Genomic DNA, 18,803 nt, shown 5'->3' with positions numbered 1-18,803 from the left:
AGGGTGGTGGGGGTGGCACGCCCGGCCGGGGAGCCGGACCGGGACGTCAGGGGCGCCGCGGCGGTCGGCGGGTGAGCAACGCGCGGCCGAGCCGGTTCAGTGCCCCCTGCACGCCGCCGGGCGCCGCGATCATGACGACCATCAGGGTGACGCCGAAGATCGCCAGCGGGAGGTTCCCCTCCAGCCGCTGCGCTGCCGAGGGCGAGAGAGTGAGCTGCTCGGTCACCGCGTGGCTCAGGTCGGGCAGCGCGACCAGCAGCACCGCGCCCCACACCGCGCCGGCCAGCCGCCCCAGGCCCCCGATCACCACGGCCATGAGCAGGAACAACGAGAGGGTCAGCGAGAACGCGCCGGGTGACACGCTCTGCGCGAGCACGGCGAGCAGCCCGCCGCCGAGCCCGGCGGTGGCGGCGCTCACCACGAACGCGATGACCTGCGTCCGCGCCACGTGGATGCCGGCGAGCCGGGCCGCCACCTCGTCGTCGCGGACCGCCCGGAACTCCCGGCCGTAGCGGCTGCGGACCAGGTTGGCCAGCAGCAGCAGCGCCAGCAGGGCGCCCGCGGCGGCGATCCAGAGCTGCCATCGCTCGTAGGGGAAGGTGGGACCGAGCGCGAGTGGGGGCGGCTCGACCGGCACGGACAGCCCCTGCTCGCCGTTGAAGACGCCGTCGAAGGTGACGGTCAGGGCGGGGACCACCACCGCGACGGCGAGCGTCACCCCGGCCAGGTACGGGCCGCGCAACCGGGCGGCGGCCACCCCGACGACGGCGCCCACCGCCACCGCGGCGAGCACCGCGACGCCGAGCGAGATCACCAGCAACCAGCCGCCGCCCAGGCCGTTGTCGTAGAAGGCGCCCTGGCAGAGGGCGACCGTGTACGCGCCGGTGGCCATCAGGGCGCCGTGTCCGAGCGACAGCTGACCGTTGAGGCCGGTCAGCACGGTCAGCCCGGCGGTGGCGCAGAGGTAGGCCGCCACGGTGGCGAGCTGGAAGTTGCGGAACGGCTCGACGGCGTAGCTCACCCCGAGCACCAGCAACGCCACGACCGTGACGACGGCCAGGTGCCGCGGTAGCGTGCCGCCGCGACGCCGCGCGATCGGGCGCGCCGGCGCGTTCGTCGTGTCCCGCGGCGGAGCGGCCGCCCCGGTGGCGCTCACACCCGCCTCGCCGCGACCGGGGCGAACAGCCCACCGGGACGGACCAGCAGCACCGCCAGCAGCAGGACCAGCACCGCGAGCGGGGTGAGGTCGCTGCCGGCGTAGCCGCTGACGTACGAGAGCACGAGGCCGACCACCAGCCCACCCACCACCGCGCCCGGTGGACTGTCCAGTCCGCCGACCACGGCCGCCGTGAACGCCGAGACGAAGACCAGGTCCATGGCGTGCGGGTGCAGCCCCAGCTCGGTCGGGATCACCAGCATCGCGGCCAGGGCGCCGACGCCGGAGGCGAGCGCCCAGCCGAGGGTGAGCATGCCGCCCACGTTGACCCCGAGCAGGCGGGAGACCTCGGGGGCGAACGCCGCGGCCCGCATCCGCAGGCCGACCGCGGTGCGGGCGAAGATCCAGGCGAGCGCGCCGACCACGACCGCGACCGCGCCGAAGACGAACAGGTCGTACGGCGACACGAGGGCGAACCCGCCCACCGTCAGCGCGCTACGGGAGAACGGCGTCCCGGCGGGCCGGAACTCGCTGCCGTAGACCATCCCGAGCACCGCCTGGATCAGCAGCACCAGCCCGAGGGCGACGATCACCGGGTTGAGCGGCGACGCGTGGTCGACGTGCCGCATCACCACCCGGTCGACCACGGCACCGAGCAGCAGCCCGGCGGCGAGCGCGGCCAGGAACCCCAGCCAGTAGGAGCCGGTCGCGGCGGAGACGCTGTACGCCACGTAGGCGGCGGCGACGGCCATGGCCCCCTGGGCGAAGTTGACGACGCGGGCCGCCCGCCAGATGAGCACCAGGGCCAGCGCGAACGCGGCGTAGACCGCGCCCCGGGACAGGCCGTCCAGGGTGAGGAAGACGAAGCGGTCCAACGGTTCTCCCTCCGGCGGGGTCAGAATCCCAGGTAGGCGTGGCGAAGGTCGGCGTCGCCGCGCAGCCGCTGGGCCGGGGCGCTGGTGACGACCCGGCCGACGGACATCACGACGCCCTGGTCGGCAACGGCGAGCGCGCTGCGGACGTTCTGCTCGACCAGCAGCACGGTGAGGCCGGTGCGGTCCCGGAGCTGCCGCAGCAGCGCCATGGTCCGCGCGACCACCCGGGGTGCCAGGCCGAGGGACGGCTCGTCGAGCAGAAGCAGGCGGGGCCGCCCGACCAGCGCACGGCCGAGCGCGAGCATCTGCCGCTCGCCGCCGGAGAGCTGGTGCCCGAGATGGCGCCGGCGTCGCGCCAGCGGCTCGAACAGCTGGTAGACCTCGTCGAGGGCCCGCCCCGCGTCGGCCCGGTCGCGACGCCACAGCCCGCCGAGACGCAGGTTCTCGTCCACGGTGAGCTCGCCGATCACACCGCGTCCCTCCGGCACGTGCGCCATGCCCCGGCGGACGAGCTGCTCCACCGGCGTGCCGCGCAGGTCCTCACCGGCGAGCAGGACCTGGCCGGCCAGTGGGCGCAGCATGCCGGAGACCGCACGCAGCAGGGTCGTCTTGCCGGCGCCGTTGGCCCCGACGACGGCGGCGATGGTGCCCGACGGGACGGACAGGTCGACGGCGTGCAGCACCGGCGCGGCTCCGTAGCCCGCCACCAGCCCGCGCACCTCCAACAGGTCGCTCATGTCAGCGCCTCGCTCCGCTCGACGGCGCCATGAGGCACGACCGCGCCGAGCCCCACGATTCGCTCGCTCCGCTCGCTCATGTCGCCGGCTCCTCGACGTCGGCGCCGAGGTAGGCCTCGGTGACGGCCGGGTCGTCCCGCACCTCGTCCGGGGTGCCCGCGGCGATCACCCGACCGAAGTCGAGCACGACGAGCTCGTCGCACACCGCCATCACCAGGTCCATGTGGTGCTCGACCAGCAGCACCGCGCACGGGTCGAGGTCGCGCCGGGGCAGGTCCCGGATCAGCTCCGCCAGCTCGGCGATGTCGTCGGCGCCCAGCCCGCCGGCCGGCTCGTCGAGCAGCAGCAGCCGTGGTCGGGCGGCCAGCGCGCGGGCCAGGGCCACCCGCTGACGTACGGCGAAGGGGAGCGTGCCCGGCGCGGCGTCGGCGTGCTCGGCGATGCCGAGACCGTCGAGGACGTCGAGGGCGTGGCCGCGCAGCCGGGCCTCGTCGCGGTCACTGCGGGGCAGGCCGAGCAGTGCGGGGAGGAAGCCGGCGCGAGCGGTGTGCGAGGCGCCCGCCATCACGTTCTCCAGGACGGTCAGCCCGGCGAAGAGCCCCGTGCCCTGGAGCGTGCGGGCGATGCCGAGCCGGGTGAGGCGGTGCGGCCGGGGGCGCAGTGGGCGTCCGTCCAGAGTGAGTGCACCCGACTCCGGCCGGAGGAAGCCGCAGACCACGTTGAACAGCGTGGTCTTGCCGGCACCGTTGGGGCCGATCACCCCCACCACCCGGCCGGGGGGCACTCGCAGCGAGACGTCGTCGAGGGCGGTGAGGCCTCCGAAACGCACCCCGACGTGGTGCAGAGCGAGCCCGTCGTCCATCACCCATCCCTCGGTCGTGGCGGGTGTTATTTACACTCGCAGTGTACATTTATGGGTTGGGCCGTCAATACCTTCGATGTCCCGGCGACGCGCGGCACGGCGGGGCGGTCGCCGCGGCGACCGCCCCGCCGTCGCCGTCAGGCGCTGGGGCAGGTGTTGCGATACTCCTCGATCGCCAGGCCGCTCGGCCCGGGGCACAGGAACTGCTCGTAGCGCGTGTCGTCGTCGACGAAACGCTTGAGCCAGGCCACCATCTGCCGGGCGGTCGGCGTGTTGACCGTCTGCGGGAAGAAGTGGCTGGCCCCGTTGAGCTCCAGGTACGCCTTCTCCGCCGACGCCGGGATGGAGCTGTAGAACAACTCGGAGTGCGTGGCGACCGGGGCGACCGAGTCCGACTCGCCGCCGATGATCAGGGTCGGCACGCCGACGTCGGACCAGGTCTTGTCCAGGTTCCACGGCGCGAGCGGCACGGCGGCCTGCAGCGAGGGCCGGCTGACCGCCGCCTCCAGGCTGCCGCCGCCGCCCATCGAGTGACCGGCCACGGCGAGCCGGTTGCCGTCGATCCGGGTACGCACCGCGCTGCGCTGCACGAGGTAGTCGAGCGCGGCGAGCAGTTGCCGGCCCCGACTGTCCGGCTGGTCGAGCCGGGTGTTGGTCTCGATACCGATCACCACGAAGCCGTGCGAGGCGATCCGGGGGCCCAGCCAGCTGATGCTGGACCAGGCGGCCGTGTAGCCGGGCGAGATGGCGATGGCGCCGAACGTGCCCTGGCTGGTGTCGGTCGGGTAGTAGATGACGCCGCCGCCGAAGCCGGTGACGCTCAGCGAGGAGACGCTCTGCGAGGCGGTGGCGAACGGGCCGCGCGAGGCCTCCAGCAGCGCGACGGTGGGGGCCGGTCCACGCTCGTACGGGTTGGCGGCCTGCGCGGCGCCGGCCGGCACGGCGACCGCGCCGGCCACGGCCAGGGTGGCGGCCATGGCAAGGCGGGCCACGCGGCCGGCGATCGGACGGGGGCGGGTGGTGGTGGGTGATGACACGTCGGCACTCCCTAGGGGTCGGGACAGATCGACGTGGATCAGTCTTTGACGCACCCCTGGGCTACCGCATCGGCGAAATCACCGGTCCCCGCGTCGGGGACACGCCGTGGCGTCAGCGCACGACGGTGGGCGCGCCGAAGCGCACCGGCACGCCCGGCGACCAGAGCACGCTCACCGGCTCCGTCTCCGGGGCGGGAAGCCCGGCCGCAGGGACCAGACGGTCGTCGAGGTGCACCAGCTCCGCCCGGTGCAGGGGCCAGCGGGGGTGGACGTTGGGCAGGTGCAGGGTCCGCCCGTACGCGCGGGTGTGCAGGCCCCACCGCGCGGTCAGGAAGTGCTCCAGCTCGGTGGGCTCGGCGACCGGGGCGCCCACCCGCACGGTCAGCGCGGTGGTGGCGTCGCGCGGCCCCGGCCAGCGCCGGCGGCTCGTGTAGGTCACCACGTCACCGTCGCGGCGCAGCCGCATCCGCGACCACAGGTACGGCAGCCTGAGGCTGGCCCGCGCGACGAGCACCGGCACCAGCCGGGCCGCGTCCAGCGACCGGAACACCACCGCCCGCCGACCTGCGGTGTCGACGCTGTACACCCGGACGTTGGTCTCGCAGAACGTGCCGAGGTAGGGCATCCCCGGGCCGGCGAACGGGCCGAGCCGCCGCATGCGGAACGCGATCAGCCCCACGTACGTGCGTCCGGCGAGAAGGTCGGGCCGCGTGCCCGGGGGCAGCAGCGGCGCCACCACGTCCGGGTCCACCGCCCAGTGCAGGAAGGTGAGGTCCTGCCACCGCTGCACCAGCATCGGCCGGCGCAGCGGTCGGGTGGCCTCGACCGTCACCGCCTCCGCGTCCACGCCGACATTGTCGCGCACCCCGCCCCACTCCCGGCACCGGCGGCGGGCGCACGGCGGGGTGGCACGCCAGGGGGACCAGCCGGTCGATCGGGCTCGCTCGGTCGCGCCGGTCGATAGCGTGGCGGGTGGCCCGGATCGGTCGCGGCTCTGCCGGGCCGAAGGAGGAGGCCCCGGTGACGTCGCTCCCGCTCCCCCGCATCCTGCGTCGGCGCGGCGAGCCCGGGTACCCGACGTTCCTGGAACTCTTCTTCGACCTGGTCTACATCTTCCTGCTCGCCCGGCTCTCCGCCGGGCTGGCCAACGACCTGACCGTCCGGAACGCCGCGCAGACCGCCGTGCTCCTGGCCGCCGGCTGGTGGGTCTGGGTGCTGACCGCGTGGCTCACCGACCTGTTCAACCCACGCCTGCCGATCATCCAGGCCACCGTCCTGACCGTCATGTTCGGCACCCTGCTCCTGGCGATCGCGGTTCCCCACGCCTTCGGTGACGACGGGTGGTTGTTCGTCGCGGCGTACTTCGGGATCCACCTCGTGCGCGACGCCGTCCTCATCCCCGGCACGCGGATGAACCCGCCGATCCAGGCCCGGAGCATCCGCGTGTTCTTCTGGTTCGGCGTGACCGCCACCCCGTGGATCGTCGGGGTGTTCCTGGAGGGCGACGCCCGGATGGCGGTGTGGGCTTTGGCGGTCACCGTCGACCTCGGCTCGGCCCGGTTCGGCTGGCCGACGCCGCGGCTGGGTCGTACGGAGCTGGCCAGCCAGATCTTCACCGGCACCCACCTCTTCGAACGGCACCGCGCGATCTTCATCATCGCGTTGGGCGAGCTGGTCCTGTCCACGGGTCGAGGGCTCGCCCTCGGTGGATTCGAGGCCGGCCGGATGACGGCGAGCGCTCTCGGGTTCGTCGGAACGATCCTGCTGTTCCTGCTCTACTTCCAGCACGTGCGGCGACTGGTCGCGCCGACCGTCACGGTGGTCGAGCGGGTCCGGCCCGGCACCTCCACCTCGTACACCCATCTGATCATGGTCGGCGGGGTGCTGGCGACGTCGGCGGGCGTCTCGCTGGTCACCGGTCGGGCATCGGGTCCGCCGTCGGTCGGCTGGGCGGTGTTGATCCTCGGCGGACCGGCGCTGTTCCTCCTCGGCAGCACGATGTTCGACGCCGTCATCACCGGCCGGCTCCTGTGGTCCCGGGCGGCGGGGGCGGTGCTCCTGGCGGCGCTGGCGCCGGTGGCGGTCGTACTGCCGCCGCTGGCCGCGCAGGCCCTGGCGAACCTGGTCCTCCTGCTGGTCCTGCTCACCGAGGCGTGGGCGCCCCGGCTCCTTCCGTCCCGGGTCGCCGCGCCGGCCCGCTGAGACCCGGGCGCCGAGCGTCCCGCCCGGCGCCTCAGTCGGCCTCGGGCGGCGTGGGCACCCGCGCGTGATGCCGGGTGCTCATCAGGTTCGCGCCGGCGATGAGCAGCAGCACGGTCATCGCCAGCGCCGTGACCCCGATCGGCGGCAGCCGGGTCGCCACCGGCGCCAGGGCGGCCAGCAGCGCGAGCCCGACGAGGCGGGACCGGGAGACCCGGGCGAACACCGTGTAGTCGAGCAGGCCGCGGCCGACCAGGAAGAGGGCCGGTGCGCCGAGGATGACCGCGGCCCAGGACGGTGGTGTCGGCCCGAGCGGACGTACGACGACCAGGTGGGCGGTGACCGCCACGCCGATGATGCCGGCCACCATGATCAGATGGGTGACCGCGGCGGACTGGGTGAGCCGGGACGGGTGCGTCGACCGGGCGATCGCCTCGGTCAGCAGCTCGCCCGCGCGGTAGATGTAGACGCGCCACATGAGCACCAGGCCCGTGAAGACCACCAGTAGGGCGGCGGCGCGGTCCACCGTGTGCTCGTTGAGGCTGAACATCGTCCCGGTGATGAAGATCGCCGCGCCGAGCGCGATGATGACGAACTGCCGGTACCGCTCGGCCACCCGCTCGCCGACGAGCCGCCACTGCCGTGGATGGGCCCGCCCGAGCCCGGGCGTCGGCCAGCCGAGCCAGGCCCCGGCGTACTCGACGGAGATGGCCGTTCCCCAGATGGCGAGCTGGGCGGGGCCGCCGATCAGCGCGCCGGCCACCCACCCGCCGGCGAGCACCGCGTACCAGGAGAGGATGCGCCCACTGCGCCCAGGCTCGGAGGGGCTCCGGTCCAGCAGCAGGTAGTAGCTGGAAGAGCCCAGGTGGATGGCCAGGTACGTGACGGCGAACAGCAGGGCGCGCTCGCCGTACGCCTCGGGCGCGGCGGCCGCCAGCAGCAGGCTGGCCGCCGCGACGGCGATGAACTGCACCTGGACCAGCGGTCGGGACAGGCCGAGGAGGTCGGCCGCCCAGGTCGTGATGGCCCAGACGAGGCTGAACGGAAACAGCAGCAGCAGCGTTCCGGCCAGACCGGTCCACGTCAGGTTCCCGGCGAACGTGTCCACGAGGGTGATCAGCGCGAAGACGTAGGCCAGGTCGAAGAAGAGTTCGAGGAACGCGGGACGTCCGGGCGACTCGGCTGTGGCCCCCGCCGCCCCGGCGTCACCGCCCGCTGCCATCGCCATCGCGCCCACCCGGCCCGCGCTCCACCGTCCTCGCCGACCATACGGTGCGCAGCACGACGGGACGCCTACCATCCATTTCTTACAGTCACATGGCCGGGGATTTTCAGGGAGCAGTCCGAGTATTGCGGTCTTGTGACAGCGGCTGGCATGATGTCCGTCAATTCCCTCCTACCCCCGAAGGAGCGGTCGCCATGGCGCTCAGCCGCCGCACCCTCATCGGATCCGTGGCGGCTGGGTCCGCGGCCGTCGCCCTCCCCGATCTGGTGCCATCCCTCACCACCGCCGCCGCGGCGGCCAGCCCGCCCGGCGACGTCGTCGGAAAGATCACCGTCGGCTACCAGGGGTGGTTCAGCTGCCCGGGCGACGGCGCACCGATCGGCGGCTGGTGGCACTGGAGCCGCGACCGCTTCCAGCCGCCCTCACCGGCCAACACCACGATCATCTCCTGGCCCGACATGCGGGAGTACGCGCACGGCTACTCCACCGCCTACCCCAACCTCGGCAACGGCCAGCCCGCCCAGCTCTTCTCGTCGTACGACCAGCAGACGGTCGACACGCACTTCCGCTGGATGCAGGAGTACGGCTGCGACACCGCCGCGCTGCAGCGGTTCAACCCGTTCGGCGACGAGGGGCCCACCCGCGACGCGATGACGGTGAAGGTCCGCAGCGCCGCCGAGCGGTTCGGGCGCAAGTTCTACATCATGTACGACGTCACCGACTGGACGGCGATGCAGTCCCAGATCAAACAGGACTGGACGACGAAGATGTCGGCGTACACGGCGTCACCCGCGTACGCCCGGCAGAACGGCAAGCCGGTGGTCTGCATCTGGGGCTTCGGGTTCAGCGAGCCCAGTCGCCCGTTCACCCCGGAGCCCTGCCTCGACGTGGTCAACTGGTTCAAGGCCCAGGGCTGCTACGTCATCGGCGGCGTGCCGACGCACTGGCGGCGGGGCGTCGAGGACTCCCGCCCCGGCTTCTCCGAGGTCTACCACGCCTTCCACATGATCTCCCCGTGGATGATCTGGCGGGCCACCACGCTCCAGGGGCTGGACGACTACTACACCAACGTCAACATCCCCGACCTGGCCGACTGCGCCGCACACGGCATCGACTACCAGCCGTGCGTCATGCCGGGCGACCTGTCGGCCGGGCACCGCCGGCACGGCGACTTCTACTGGCGACACCTCTACAACATGATCCGCCTCGGCTCGCAGGGCCTCTACGTCTCGATGTTCGACGAGTACAACGAGGGCAACCAGATCGCCAAGACCAGCGAGACGCAGGCCACCACCCCGGCCGGCGCCGGCATCCGGGCGCTCGACGAGGACGGCACGGCCTGCTCGGCCGACTACTACCTGCGCATCACCGCCGACGGCGGCCGGATGCTCAAGGGCCAGATCCCGCTCACGGCCGTGCGCCCGACGCCGCCCGTGCTCGACGGCGGCCCGCCGCCGGGCGGCAACCTGGCCGCCGGCCGTCCCACCACGGCGAGCAGCCAGAACGGGCCGTTCGTCGCGGGCAACGCCGTCGACGGCGACCGGGGCAGCTACTGGGAGGGCGCCAACAACGCCTTCCCCCAGTGGTGGCAGGTCGACCTGGGCGCCGCCCACCCGGTGACCCGCCTGGTCCTCGCCCTGCCCGCCGGCTGGGAGGCGCGGACCCAGACGCTGTCGGTGCAGGGCAGCACCGACGGCGGCTCGTTCGTCACCCTCGCGGGGTCGGCCGGTGTCCGGTTCGACCCCGCCACCGGCAACACCGCCACCGTCACCGTGCCGGGCACCACGGTCCGCCACGTCCGCGTCACCGTCAGCGGCAACACCGCGTGGCCCGCCGCCCAGCTCGCCCAGGTCGAGGCGTACGCCGCCGCCGGCACCCCCACCCCGCCGACCGCCCCGGGCGCGCTCACGGTCACCGGGAAGAGCGCCTCCAGCGTCTCGCTGGCCTGGACCGCCTCATCCGACGCCGACGGGATCGCCGGCTACCAGGTCCGCCGCGCCGGCCAGACGGTCGCCTCGGTCACCGGCACCTCGGCCACCGTCGGCGGCTTGAGCCCGGCCACCGCGTACACCTTCACCGTGGTCGCGCTGGACACCACCGGCGCGGCGTCGTCGCCGTCGAACGCCGTCACCGTGACCACCGACCCGGCCCCGCAGGGCGACCTGGCCCGGGGCCGGCCGACCGCGGAGAGCAGCCACACCCAGTCGTACGGCAGCGGGAACGTCGTCGACGGCAACCCCGACAGCTACTGGGAGAGCGCCAACAACGCCTTCCCGCAGTGGGTGCAGGTGGACCTCGGCACGGCCACCACCGTGGGGCGGGTCGTGCTGCGGCTGCCCCCGTCGGCCGCCTGGCAGACCCGGACGCAGACGCTCGCCGTCGAGCGCAGCACCGACGGCGCCACCTGGAGCACGGCGGTCGCCGCGGCGGGCCGGGTGTTCGACCCGGCGAGCGGCAACCAGGTGACCCTGACCTTCACCGCGGCGTCCAGCCGGTACGTGCGGATCCGCTTCACCGGCAACACCGGCTGGCCCGCCGGGCAGCTGTCCCAGCTCGAGGTCCACGCCGCCTGACCGCGGCGGGTCGGGGTACGCCGGCCCACCGCCGCACCACCCACCACCCGACAGAGATGAGTCCTTGATGAAGCGAAACGTCCGCGCGGCGCTGCCGCGTACCCGACGTCGGCGCCGAACCGTCGCGGCGCTCGCCGCCGCGACCGCCCTGGCCACCGCGGTCGGCCTGCTCGCCGGCGCCCCGGCCGGCACCGCCGCCGGCAAGCCCCGGCCCGCCGCGCCGGTGGTCACCCGGGCCGCCCTCGACCCGCAACTGGTCGCCGGCAAGGGCGCCCGGGTCGGTTTCCTGGAGCAGGAGGCGGAGAACGCCGTCACCGACGGCGAGGTCATCGGGCCGGACCGGACGGCCTACACGTTGCCGTCGGAGGCGTCCGGCCGACGGGCGGTCAAGCTGCTGCCCGGCCGGCACGTCGAGTTCACCCTGCCGGCGGCCGCCAACGCGATCACCGTGCGCTACAGCATCCCGGACGCGCCCTCCGGCGGCGGGATCACCGCGCCACTGGACGTCGCCGTCAACGGCAAGCGGGTCCGCACCATGACGTTGACCTCGGAGTACGCCTGGCTCTACAACCAGTACCCGTTCAGCAACGACCCCGGCGCGGACCTGCTGCACCCGGACTGGTGGATCACCGAGTGCTCCTGCGTCCCGGCCGCAACCACCCCGTTCCCGACCATCCAGAAGCCGTTCCGGCCGAGCCACTTCTACGACGAGCAGCGCCTGCTGCTCGGCCGCACCTACCGGGCCGGTGACCGGATCCGGCTCACCGCCCCGGCCGGCACCACCGCGGCCTGGACGGTGATCGACCTGCTCGACTCGGAGCTGGTCGCCCCGCCCCGGGTCCGGCTGCTGGCGGCCAACGTGCTCGCCTTCGGCGCCGACCCGACCGGCCGGCGCGACTCCGCCCCGGCGATCGAACGGGCCATCGCGTTCGCCAAGCGCACCGGCCTGGACGTCTACCTGCCACCCGGCACGTTCCAGGTCAACCGGCACATCGTCGTCGACGACGTGACGATCGAGGGCGCCGGCAACTGGCACACGATCGTCAAGGGCCGCCAGGTCACCCTGCCCCGTCCCGCGCCGGACGGCTCGGTGCACACCGGGGTCGGTTTCTACGGCCGCGACGCCGCCGACGGCGGCAGCCGCAACGTGCACCTCTCCGGCTTCGCGATCGAGGGCGACGTCCGGGAGCGGATCGACACCGACCAGGTCAACGGCATCGGGGGCGCGATGAGCGACTCCACGATCGACGGCCTGCACATCCGGCACACCAAGGTGGGCCTGTGGTTCGACGGACCGATGCGCAACGTGCGGGTCACCAACACCATCGTCGTCGACCAGATCGCGGACGCGCTCAACTTCCACACCGGCGTGACGGACTCGCTGGTCGCGCACAACTTCGTGCGCAACACGGGCGACGACGGCCTGGCGATGTGGTCGGAGGCGACGGCGAACGCGCGCAACACCTTCGACCACAACACCGTGCAGTCGCCGGTGCTGGCCAACGGCATCGCGATCTACGGCGGCACGGACAACACCGTCTCGCACAACCTGATCGCCGACCCGGTCCGCGAGGGCAGCGCCCTGCAGGTCGGGTCCCGCTTCGGCGCGGAGCCGTTCACCGGGCACCTGTGGATCACCGGCAACACCACCGCCCGCGCCGGCACGTACGAGCTGAACTGGAACATCGGCCTCGGCGCGATCTGGCTGTACGCGCTGGACCGCAGCATCGACGCCCGCGTCGAGGTGGTCGGTGACGCGTACCTGGACAGCACGTACAACGCGATCATGCTGGTCAGCGAGTGGTCGGTGAAGGACCTCTACTCGATCGGCAACGTGCACTTCCGGGACATCCGGGTGGACGGCACCGGCACGTCGGTGGTGAGCGCCCGGACGGCAGGCGGCGCGACCTTCCAGAACGTGGACGCCCGCAACGTGGGCGCCGTGGGGGTCAACAACTGCGGGTCGTTCCACTTCACCCCGGCCGGCTCCGAGTTCGGGCTGACCGACCTCGGCGGCAACGACGGCGGCTGGCTCGCCGCCTGGCAGCTGCCCAACACCATCACCTGCGACGACCGCCCGCCGGTCGTCCCGCCACCCCCGCCCACCCGCTGGTAGCGCTCGCCCCACAGCGGTCGATCGTGCGGTTGTGGTGCCTGGTACGCGGCGGTGCACACCGTCCGTGCCCACCACAACCGCATGGTCGCCGCGTCCGCCTACTCGGGCGTGGTCGGCCCGAGCAGGCGGATCTCCTCGATGTCCAGGACGGCCTGGAGTTCCCGCAGGACGACGTCGTCGATCTCGTTGGCGTCCCGCATCCGGGTGAGTTCCCGCCGTTTGCGTTCCAGCACGCCGAGCCGCAGTTGCCGTTCGAGTTCCCGGGCCTGCGGCGTGCCGCACTCCTCGTCGTCGGCGGCCCGGACGTCGTCGAGCAGCGCCTGGTAGTCCGTCCGGACCCGGGCGACCACGTCCTCGTCGGCGCCGACGTCGGCGGCCACCTCGGGAAGGGCCGCGAGACCGGCCTCCCCGGCCCGGATGCGGGCCTGTCGTACCTCGCCGACCCGCTGCGGGTCGCCGCTGAGGCCGGCCCAGCGCACCACCAGCGGCAGGGTGGTCCCCTGCACGAGCATGATCGACAGAATGGCCAACGCCGTGGCGAAGATGATGAGGTCCCGCTCCCCCACGGGCTGCCCGTTCGTCATGGCCAGCGGCACCGCCAGCGCCGCGGCCAGGGAGACCGCGCCGCGGAACCCCGACCACCCGGCCACGACGCGGATCCGCCACGGCACCCGGTTCTCGGGCCGCGCCGCCTTACCTCGGTAGACGAGCCGGAACACGTACGGGGTGAACAGCACCCACGCCATCCGCGTCCCCACGACCACGAGGGTGACCACCAGCGCGATGACCAGCGCCCGTGGGGTGGAGACGCTGGTGACGCTGCGCACCGCGCGGGGGATCTGCATGCCGAGCAGCACGAACAGGCCACCGTTGATCAGGAACGTGGAGAGGTCCCAGAAGTCGTAGGCCAGCACCCGGGAGCGGGCGCGGATCACCCGCGGCCCGGCGTACGCGAGGACCAGGCCGGCCACCACCGTGCCGAGCACGCCGCTGGCGTGGAAGACCTCGGCGAGCAGGAACGCGCCGAAGGGCGTGAGGACGCTCAGCGCGCCCTCACGCAGGGGGTCGTCGACGTGCCGGCGGAGCTGCACCACGATCAGGCCGACCACCAGCCCGGCGACGATGCCGCCGACGAAGGAGAGGCTGATCTCCCCGAGGAGGTCGAGCGGGCTCGGCACGGAGTCGCCGACGAGCACGCCGACCGTGACCGCGAAGAGCACCAGCGCGGTGCCGTCGTTGATGATGCTCTCGGCGTGCAGGGTGGTGAGCAGCCGGCGGGGCATCCGCTTCGCGAGACCGGAGACGGCCGCGGCGTCGGTCGGGGCCAGGACGGCGCCGAGCACCCAGGCCGCCGTCGGGTCCACGCCCAGCGCCTGCGCGGTCACCGCCACGGTGAACGTCGTCAACCCCACCAGCACCACGGAGAGCAGGGCGATGACCACGAGGTTGTTGCGCACCTCCCGCAGGCTCGTGACCAGCGCCTCCCGGTAGATGATCGCGGGCAGGAAGAGCACCAGCACGACCTCGGGGGCGAGGACGACGTGTGACAGCGGCGGGATGAGCGCCAGCAGCGCCCCCATGCCGATGAGCAGGACGGGCGGGGCGACCCGGTAGCGGCCCCCGATCGTGGTGCCGACCAGCACGGTGGCGCCCAGCACCACGAGCAGGACGAGCGCCTCCACGTCCCCTGCCACGCCGCACCCCCCGCGTCGCCCGCCGGCCTCCGCCTCCCACTGTCGCCGCTGAGGGCGGGCCGTGCAGGCGGAACACGGTCAGCCGGGCCGGTTCGTGCGGAACCCGAGGCGCCGGGCCGGGAGGGCACCCTCCGCGGGAGCGGCCGCCCGCACGGTGTTCCGGCTCACCGTGTCGGTCGGCACCGGGTGAACCTTGTCCAATGCCGCGACCCCGGTGCCCGACCGGCGCCTAGGCTGGGCGGCGGTGACGGCAGGTCCGGGGCCCGGCTGGGGGTTGACGTGACGGCGGCGGAGAGGCGACGCACCCCGGCCCAGCCGTGGCCGGACGACGGTCAGACAAGCCACAGCGGAGCGTGCCGCGATCTGCCGCCCGAGCTGGGTCCGGACGCCGTCAGCGTGCTCGAGGGTCGCACCTTCATGTTCTCCGACGCCCGCGGCGACGTGCCGAAGGGGTCCATCGGCGGGCTGGTGCACGACGACACCCGCTTCCTCGACCGGTGGGAACTCAGCATCGACGACGAGCCACTGCTGGTGCTCGCGTCCGGCACCGTCGACCCGTTCTCCGCCGCGTTCTTCCTCGCCAACGCCGCCCTGCCCGGACTGCCCCCGAACCGGGTCGGGGTGCGGCGGCAACGCTTCGTCGGCGACGGCCTCTACGAGCGGATCGAGCTGCGCTACTTCGGCCCCGAGCCGATCGAGTTCCAGCTGCGCCTCGCCGTCGGCACCGACTTCGCCGACCTCTTCGAGATCAAGGAGTCGGTACGCGACCGGTCCGCCGGGATCGTCCGACGGCACGAGCCGGACGGGTCGGCGCTGCGGTTCACCTACCGCAACGGCGGCTACGCCACCTCCGTGCGGGTGGCCGTCAACCCGGCCGCGGACCGGGTCGACGGTGACTCGCTGGTCTGGCGCCTACGACTGGACCGGGGGCAGGCGTGGGAGTGCGAGCTGCGGGTGCCGCTGCACTGTGGCGGGCTGGACCTGGAGCCGGTGGCGCGTGGCTTCGGCGACGCCTTCGAACGGGACGCCGAGGACCCGTCCACCCGGTGGCTGGCGACCGCGCCGACCCTCAGCAGCCGATCCGACCGGCTGGTGACGATATTCCGGAAGTCCGGCGCCGACCTGGTGTCGATGCGGATCGAGAAGCGCATCCGGGACGAGCCGGTCGTCCTGCTCGCGGCCGGGCTGCCCTGGTTCATGACGGTCTTCGGCCGGGACACGCTGATCACCTCGTACCAGACCGTGGCGTTCGGTCCGCATCTGGCGCGGGGTGCCCTGCTGGTCCTGGCCGCGCACCAGGCCCGCGAGTACGACGACTTCACCGACCGCGAGCCGGGGAAGATCTTCCACGAGTACCGGACCGGGGAGCTGACGCAGCTCGGCATCAAGCCGTACCAGCCCTACTACGGCGGCGCCGACACCACCCCGCTGTGGCTGGTGCTGCTGTCCGAGTATTGGCGTTGGACCGGCGACGACGCGCTGGTCCGCGAGCTGCGGCCGAACGCCGAGGCCGCGCTGCGCTGGATCGACGAGTGCGGCGACCTGCACGGGCGCGGCTACGTGGGCTACGCGACCCGGTCGACGCAGGGCCTGGGCAACCAGTGCTGGCGGGACTCCCACGACGGCGTCCAGTTCGCCGACGGGACCATCCCGACGCTGCCCATCGCGACCTGCGAGACGCAGGGCTACACGTACGACGCGAAGCTGCGGACGGCCGAGCTCGCCGCCGGGCCGTGGCAGGACCCGGCGCTGGCCGCGCGGCTACGGACCGAGGCGGCGGCCCTGCGCGACCGGTTCGACCGCGATTTCTGGATCCCCGGGCGGGGCGGCTACTACGCCATCGGCCTGGACGGGGACGGGCAGCCGATCGACTCGATGACCTCGAACATGGGGCACCTGCTGTGGAGCGGCATCGTGCCGCCGGAGCGGGCCCGCGCGGTCGCGTACCAGCTGATGTCGGAGGAGATGTTCTCCGGTTGGGGTGTGCGTACGCTCTCCACCGCCGACCGGGGCTACAACCCCATCGGGTACCACCTGGGCACGGTCTGGCCGCACGACAACGCGCTCATCGCCGCCGGTCTCGCGCGCTACGGCCACCACGAGGAGGCGCACCGGATCATCACCGCGATGTTGGAGGCGGCGGCGTTCTCCGCGCACCGCCTGCCCGAGGCGTTCTCGGGCTACGACCGCGCGTTCGGCCTGCGGCCGGTCCCCTACCCGACGGCGTGCAATCCGCAGGCGTGGGCCAGCGGGGCTCCGCTGCTGTTCCTGCGTACGCTGCTCGGCCTCGACGCGGTCGACGGCCGACTGGTCGTCGACCCGCACATTCCGGAGCCGCTCGGCTGGATCCGGCTCGACGGGCTGCCCGCGTTCGGCCGTCGCTGGAACGTGCACGCCGAGGGCACCCGGCACGAGATCCAGGCCGTGGACTGATCCGCGCTGTCAGTCGCGCGGCGGGAGCCGCCAGAGTTCGTTGAAGGCCAGGCTGTCGAAGAAGGCGACGCCGTCGACCACCTTGCCGTCGCGGAAGGTCAGGAACCACGCGTACGTGTTCTCGTAGGTGGAGCCGTCCACGGTCACCCCGGCGCCGTCGAAGACAGTGATGACGGTGTTGGCGTCGGCGTCCTCGTAGATCGCCCGCAGGTTCACCGGGCGGTACGGGCTGTCCTCGCCGAACCGGGCGTTGAACGGCCCCATCGCGCGGGTGAGGAAGTCCTCGGCGCCCTGGTACGTCCCGGCCACGACCGAGTGGCCGACGACCTCCCACCGCATGTCGGGGGCGAAGAGGTCGCTGACCGGCGCGGTGCCGGCCGACCAGTCCGCGAAGGCGCGGGCGACGAGGTCCCGGTTAGCCGTCATGACACGACCACCTCTCTGCGGGGCGTGCGGCAGGTGGGGATCGGTCGCGCGGCGCGACCCCGTGTCCGCCGGTCTCCACCGCCACTCTAACGAGGTCGCGGGGCCGTCGAGGCCGGTCGCCGACACCCGTCGGGACCGGAACGGCCGGGCGGCGGGGGCGGGCCGGCGTGAGGGTGGTCATAACGGCTGGACGGCAGCCCGTCACGGGCTGCTAACCTCGCCGCAGGTCATGAGTGCCAGCGCGTAGCCCCGGCTTGCTGGCCGGCAACCCTCCTCCGCGGTGGGGTGCCCCGGGTGAGGACCGGGCACCGGAGCGACCTCCGGTGCAAGCGTGGCCTGGTTCCCAGGTCAACAACGACCCAGGAGAGCCCCATGTCCCGCACCAGCGTCCCACCGTTCGGCTTCGCCGCGCCGCCGGCACTGACCCGGCGTCGGCACGTCGACATGATGTGGGTCTGCAGCGCCGCGTGTCGCCCCGGCGCTCCGCGCTGACGCGCCACACCCCCCTCTTTCCTGATCGACCCCGCGGTACGCCCTCCGGGCGCACCGTCGGCGGCGCACGTCCGTGCCCGCCACCGAGCCCTTCCGGAGACACCTGTGCGATTCCTTCCTGCCCTGACCCGGGTGGCCGCCCTCGGCGTGGCCGCCGTCCTCGGCGCCACCGCCCTCACCGCCTGCGGCGACGACGCCTCGTCCAGCGCGGCGGACAACCCGTACGGCCTGATCCAGCCCGGTGTGCTGCGCGCCGGCACCCTGACCGACGCCCCGCCGAACGTGTACCTGAAGGACGGTAAGTTCACCGGCTTCGACAACGACCTGCTCACCGCGGTCGCCGACCGGATCGGTCTGAAGGTGGAGTTCGTCGGCACCGACTTCTCCGCGCTGCTCTCCCAGGTCAACAACCGCAAGTTCGACGTCGGCAGCTCGTCGATCACCATCACCGAGGCGCGCAAGAAGACCGTCGACTTCGGCAACGGCTACGACTTCGGCTACTTCGGACTCGACGTCCCGGCCGGCTCCCCGATCACCGGCTTCGACCAGCTCTCCGGCAAGCGGGTGGTCGTCGTGCAGGGCACCGTCCAGGACGACTACGCCACCGGCAAGGGCCTCAACCCGGTGCGGGTGCCGGACTACAACGGCGCGATCAACCAGCTCAAGGCCGGCACCGCCGACGCCTGGATCGCCCCGGCCGAGATCGGCGAGAAGTCCGCGGCGGACAGCGGCGGCAAGATCACCGTCGCGGCGAAGGAGCTCAGCCCGGCGCCCACGGCGTACGCGGTGGCGAAGGGCAACGACAAGCTGCGCGAGGCGCTCAACAAGGGCCTGGACGAGGTGATCGCGGACGGCACGTGGAGCAGGCTGCAGGCCGAGTACTACCCGGGCCGGCCCGTTCCGGCGGACTTCAAGCCCGGCAGCGGAACGGTGGCGGCCCCGGCCGCCACGGCGTCGGCCTCGGCCGCGTCCTGACGG

General features: G+C 73.1%; 14 protein-coding genes and 1 riboswitch. Of the genes, 5 read left to right on the top strand and 9 right to left on the bottom strand.

Translation table 11 applies throughout. From position 1 onward, the window contains the following. Positions 1–46: 46 nt before the first annotated feature. The 6 genes from GA0070620_RS04630 to GA0070620_RS04605 all read right to left on the bottom strand — a co-directional run bounded on the left by GA0070620_RS04630 (position 47) and on the right by GA0070620_RS04605 (position 5,463). Entirely contained in the window at positions 47–1,156 is a 1,110-nt protein-coding gene (locus GA0070620_RS04630) for a branched-chain amino acid ABC transporter permease (RefSeq protein WP_091588709.1), read from the bottom strand. Next, the gene (locus GA0070620_RS04625; RefSeq protein ID WP_091588708.1) at positions 1,153–2,031 is read right to left on the bottom strand and encodes a branched-chain amino acid ABC transporter permease; all 879 of its coding nucleotides are present in this window, start codon (positions 2,029–2,031) and stop codon (positions 1,153–1,155) included. The genes GA0070620_RS04630 and GA0070620_RS04625 overlap by 4 nt, the downstream gene beginning before the upstream one ends. 20 nt (positions 2,032–2,051) lie before the next feature. Next, positions 2,052–2,768, bottom strand: coding sequence for an ABC transporter ATP-binding protein (locus tag GA0070620_RS04620; protein WP_091588707.1), 717 nt, complete (start codon positions 2,766–2,768; stop codon positions 2,052–2,054). A 76-nt stretch (positions 2,769–2,844) separates the two neighbouring features. After that, a complete protein-coding gene (locus GA0070620_RS04615) occupies positions 2,845–3,630 on the bottom strand; it encodes an ABC transporter ATP-binding protein (RefSeq protein WP_091588706.1) in 786 nt (261 codons plus the stop codon). A 137-nt stretch (positions 3,631–3,767) separates the two neighbouring features. Continuing rightward, on the bottom strand, positions 3,768–4,607 hold the full coding sequence (locus GA0070620_RS04610) for an alpha/beta hydrolase family protein (protein WP_091588705.1): 840 nt from the start codon (positions 4,605–4,607) through the stop codon (positions 3,768–3,770). A 172-nt stretch (positions 4,608–4,779) separates the two neighbouring features. Beyond that, complete coding sequence (locus GA0070620_RS04605; RefSeq protein WP_091598035.1) at positions 4,780–5,463, bottom strand: YqjF family protein; 684 nt, start codon at positions 5,461–5,463, stop codon at positions 4,780–4,782. A 224-nt stretch (positions 5,464–5,687) separates the two neighbouring features. Between GA0070620_RS04605 and GA0070620_RS04600 the strand changes: the two genes are divergently transcribed. Next, a complete protein-coding gene (locus GA0070620_RS04600; protein WP_157741535.1) occupies positions 5,688–6,869 on the top strand; it encodes a low temperature requirement protein A in 1,182 nt (393 codons plus the stop codon). Between the two features lie 31 nt (positions 6,870–6,900). Here the strand turns inward: GA0070620_RS04600 and GA0070620_RS04595 are convergent, their stop codons facing one another. Further along, positions 6,901–8,094 (bottom strand): low temperature requirement protein A, encoded by a 1,194-nt coding sequence (locus GA0070620_RS04595; protein WP_157741534.1) that lies wholly within the window; start codon positions 8,092–8,094, stop codon positions 6,901–6,903. A gap of 191 nt (positions 8,095–8,285) precedes the next feature. Here GA0070620_RS04595 and GA0070620_RS04590 point away from each other — a divergent pair, with 191 nt between their 5' ends. Next, a complete protein-coding gene (locus GA0070620_RS04590; protein ID WP_091588702.1) occupies positions 8,286–10,664 on the top strand; it encodes a galactose-binding domain-containing protein in 2,379 nt (792 codons plus the stop codon). Positions 10,665–10,731: 67 nt separating this feature from the next. After that, positions 10,732–12,780: a glycosyl hydrolase family 28-related protein gene (locus GA0070620_RS04585; protein ID WP_091588701.1), complete on the top strand. Its 2,049-nt coding sequence runs from the start codon at positions 10,732–10,734 to the stop codon at positions 12,778–12,780. Positions 12,781–12,878: 98 nt separating this feature from the next. Here GA0070620_RS04585 and GA0070620_RS04580 read toward each other — a convergent pair whose 3' ends face one another. Further along, complete coding sequence (locus GA0070620_RS04580; protein WP_231922233.1) at positions 12,879–14,474, bottom strand: Na+/H+ antiporter; 1,596 nt, start codon at positions 14,472–14,474, stop codon at positions 12,879–12,881. 279 nt (positions 14,475–14,753) lie between these two features. On the opposite strand from GA0070620_RS04580, the gene GA0070620_RS04575 reads away from it, so the two are divergent. Then, on the top strand, positions 14,754–16,907 hold the full coding sequence (locus GA0070620_RS04575; RefSeq protein ID WP_269456558.1) for an amylo-alpha-1,6-glucosidase: 2,154 nt from the start codon (positions 14,754–14,756) through the stop codon (positions 16,905–16,907). Between the two features lie 9 nt (positions 16,908–16,916). Here the strand turns inward: GA0070620_RS04575 and GA0070620_RS04570 are convergent, their stop codons facing one another. After that, the gene (locus tag GA0070620_RS04570) at positions 16,917–17,333 is read right to left on the bottom strand and encodes a nuclear transport factor 2 family protein (protein WP_091588699.1); all 417 of its coding nucleotides are present in this window, start codon (positions 17,331–17,333) and stop codon (positions 16,917–16,919) included. Positions 17,334–17,558: 225 nt separating this feature from the next. Further along, a riboswitch (SAM riboswitch) is annotated at positions 17,559–17,671 on the top strand. 259 nt (positions 17,672–17,930) lie between these two features. Between GA0070620_RS04570 and GA0070620_RS04565 the strand changes: the two genes are divergently transcribed. After that, the gene (locus GA0070620_RS04565; protein WP_091588698.1) at positions 17,931–18,800 is read left to right on the top strand and encodes an ABC transporter substrate-binding protein; all 870 of its coding nucleotides are present in this window, start codon (positions 17,931–17,933) and stop codon (positions 18,798–18,800) included. Positions 18,801–18,803: the final 3 nt, after the last annotated feature.

It is taken from the genome of Micromonospora krabiensis, from assembly GCF_900091425.1.
Taxonomy (GTDB): Bacteria; Actinomycetota; Actinomycetes; order Mycobacteriales; family Micromonosporaceae; genus Micromonospora; species Micromonospora krabiensis.
This window is presented reverse-complemented; position numbering and strand designations above follow the sequence as displayed.

Bases quoted from the DNA above. Each gene is read 5' to 3' on its own strand.
- GA0070620_RS04620 (WP_091588707.1), bottom strand. From the start codon at position 2,768: ATGAGCGACCTGTTGGAGGTGCGCGGGCTGGTGGCGGGCTACGGAGCC.
- GA0070620_RS04615 (WP_091588706.1), bottom strand. From the start codon at position 3,630: ATGGACGACGGGCTCGCTCTGCACCACGTCGGGGTGCGTTTCGGAGGC.
- GA0070620_RS04610 (WP_091588705.1), bottom strand. From the start codon at position 4,607: ATGGCCGCCACCCTGGCCGTGGCCGGCGCGGTCGCCGTGCCGGCCGGC.
- GA0070620_RS04605 (WP_091598035.1), bottom strand. From the start codon at position 5,463: ATGCTGGTGCAGCGGTGGCAGGACCTCACCTTCCTGCACTGGGCGGTG.
- GA0070620_RS04595 (WP_157741534.1), bottom strand. From the start codon at position 8,094: ATGGCGATGGCAGCGGGCGGTGACGCCGGGGCGGCGGGGGCCACAGCC.
- GA0070620_RS04590 (WP_091588702.1), top strand. From the start codon at position 8,286: ATGGCGCTCAGCCGCCGCACCCTCATCGGATCCGTGGCGGCTGGGTCC.
- GA0070620_RS04585 (WP_091588701.1), top strand. From the start codon at position 10,732: ATGAAGCGAAACGTCCGCGCGGCGCTGCCGCGTACCCGACGTCGGCGC.
- GA0070620_RS04570 (WP_091588699.1), bottom strand. From the start codon at position 17,333: ATGACGGCTAACCGGGACCTCGTCGCCCGCGCCTTCGCGGACTGGTCG.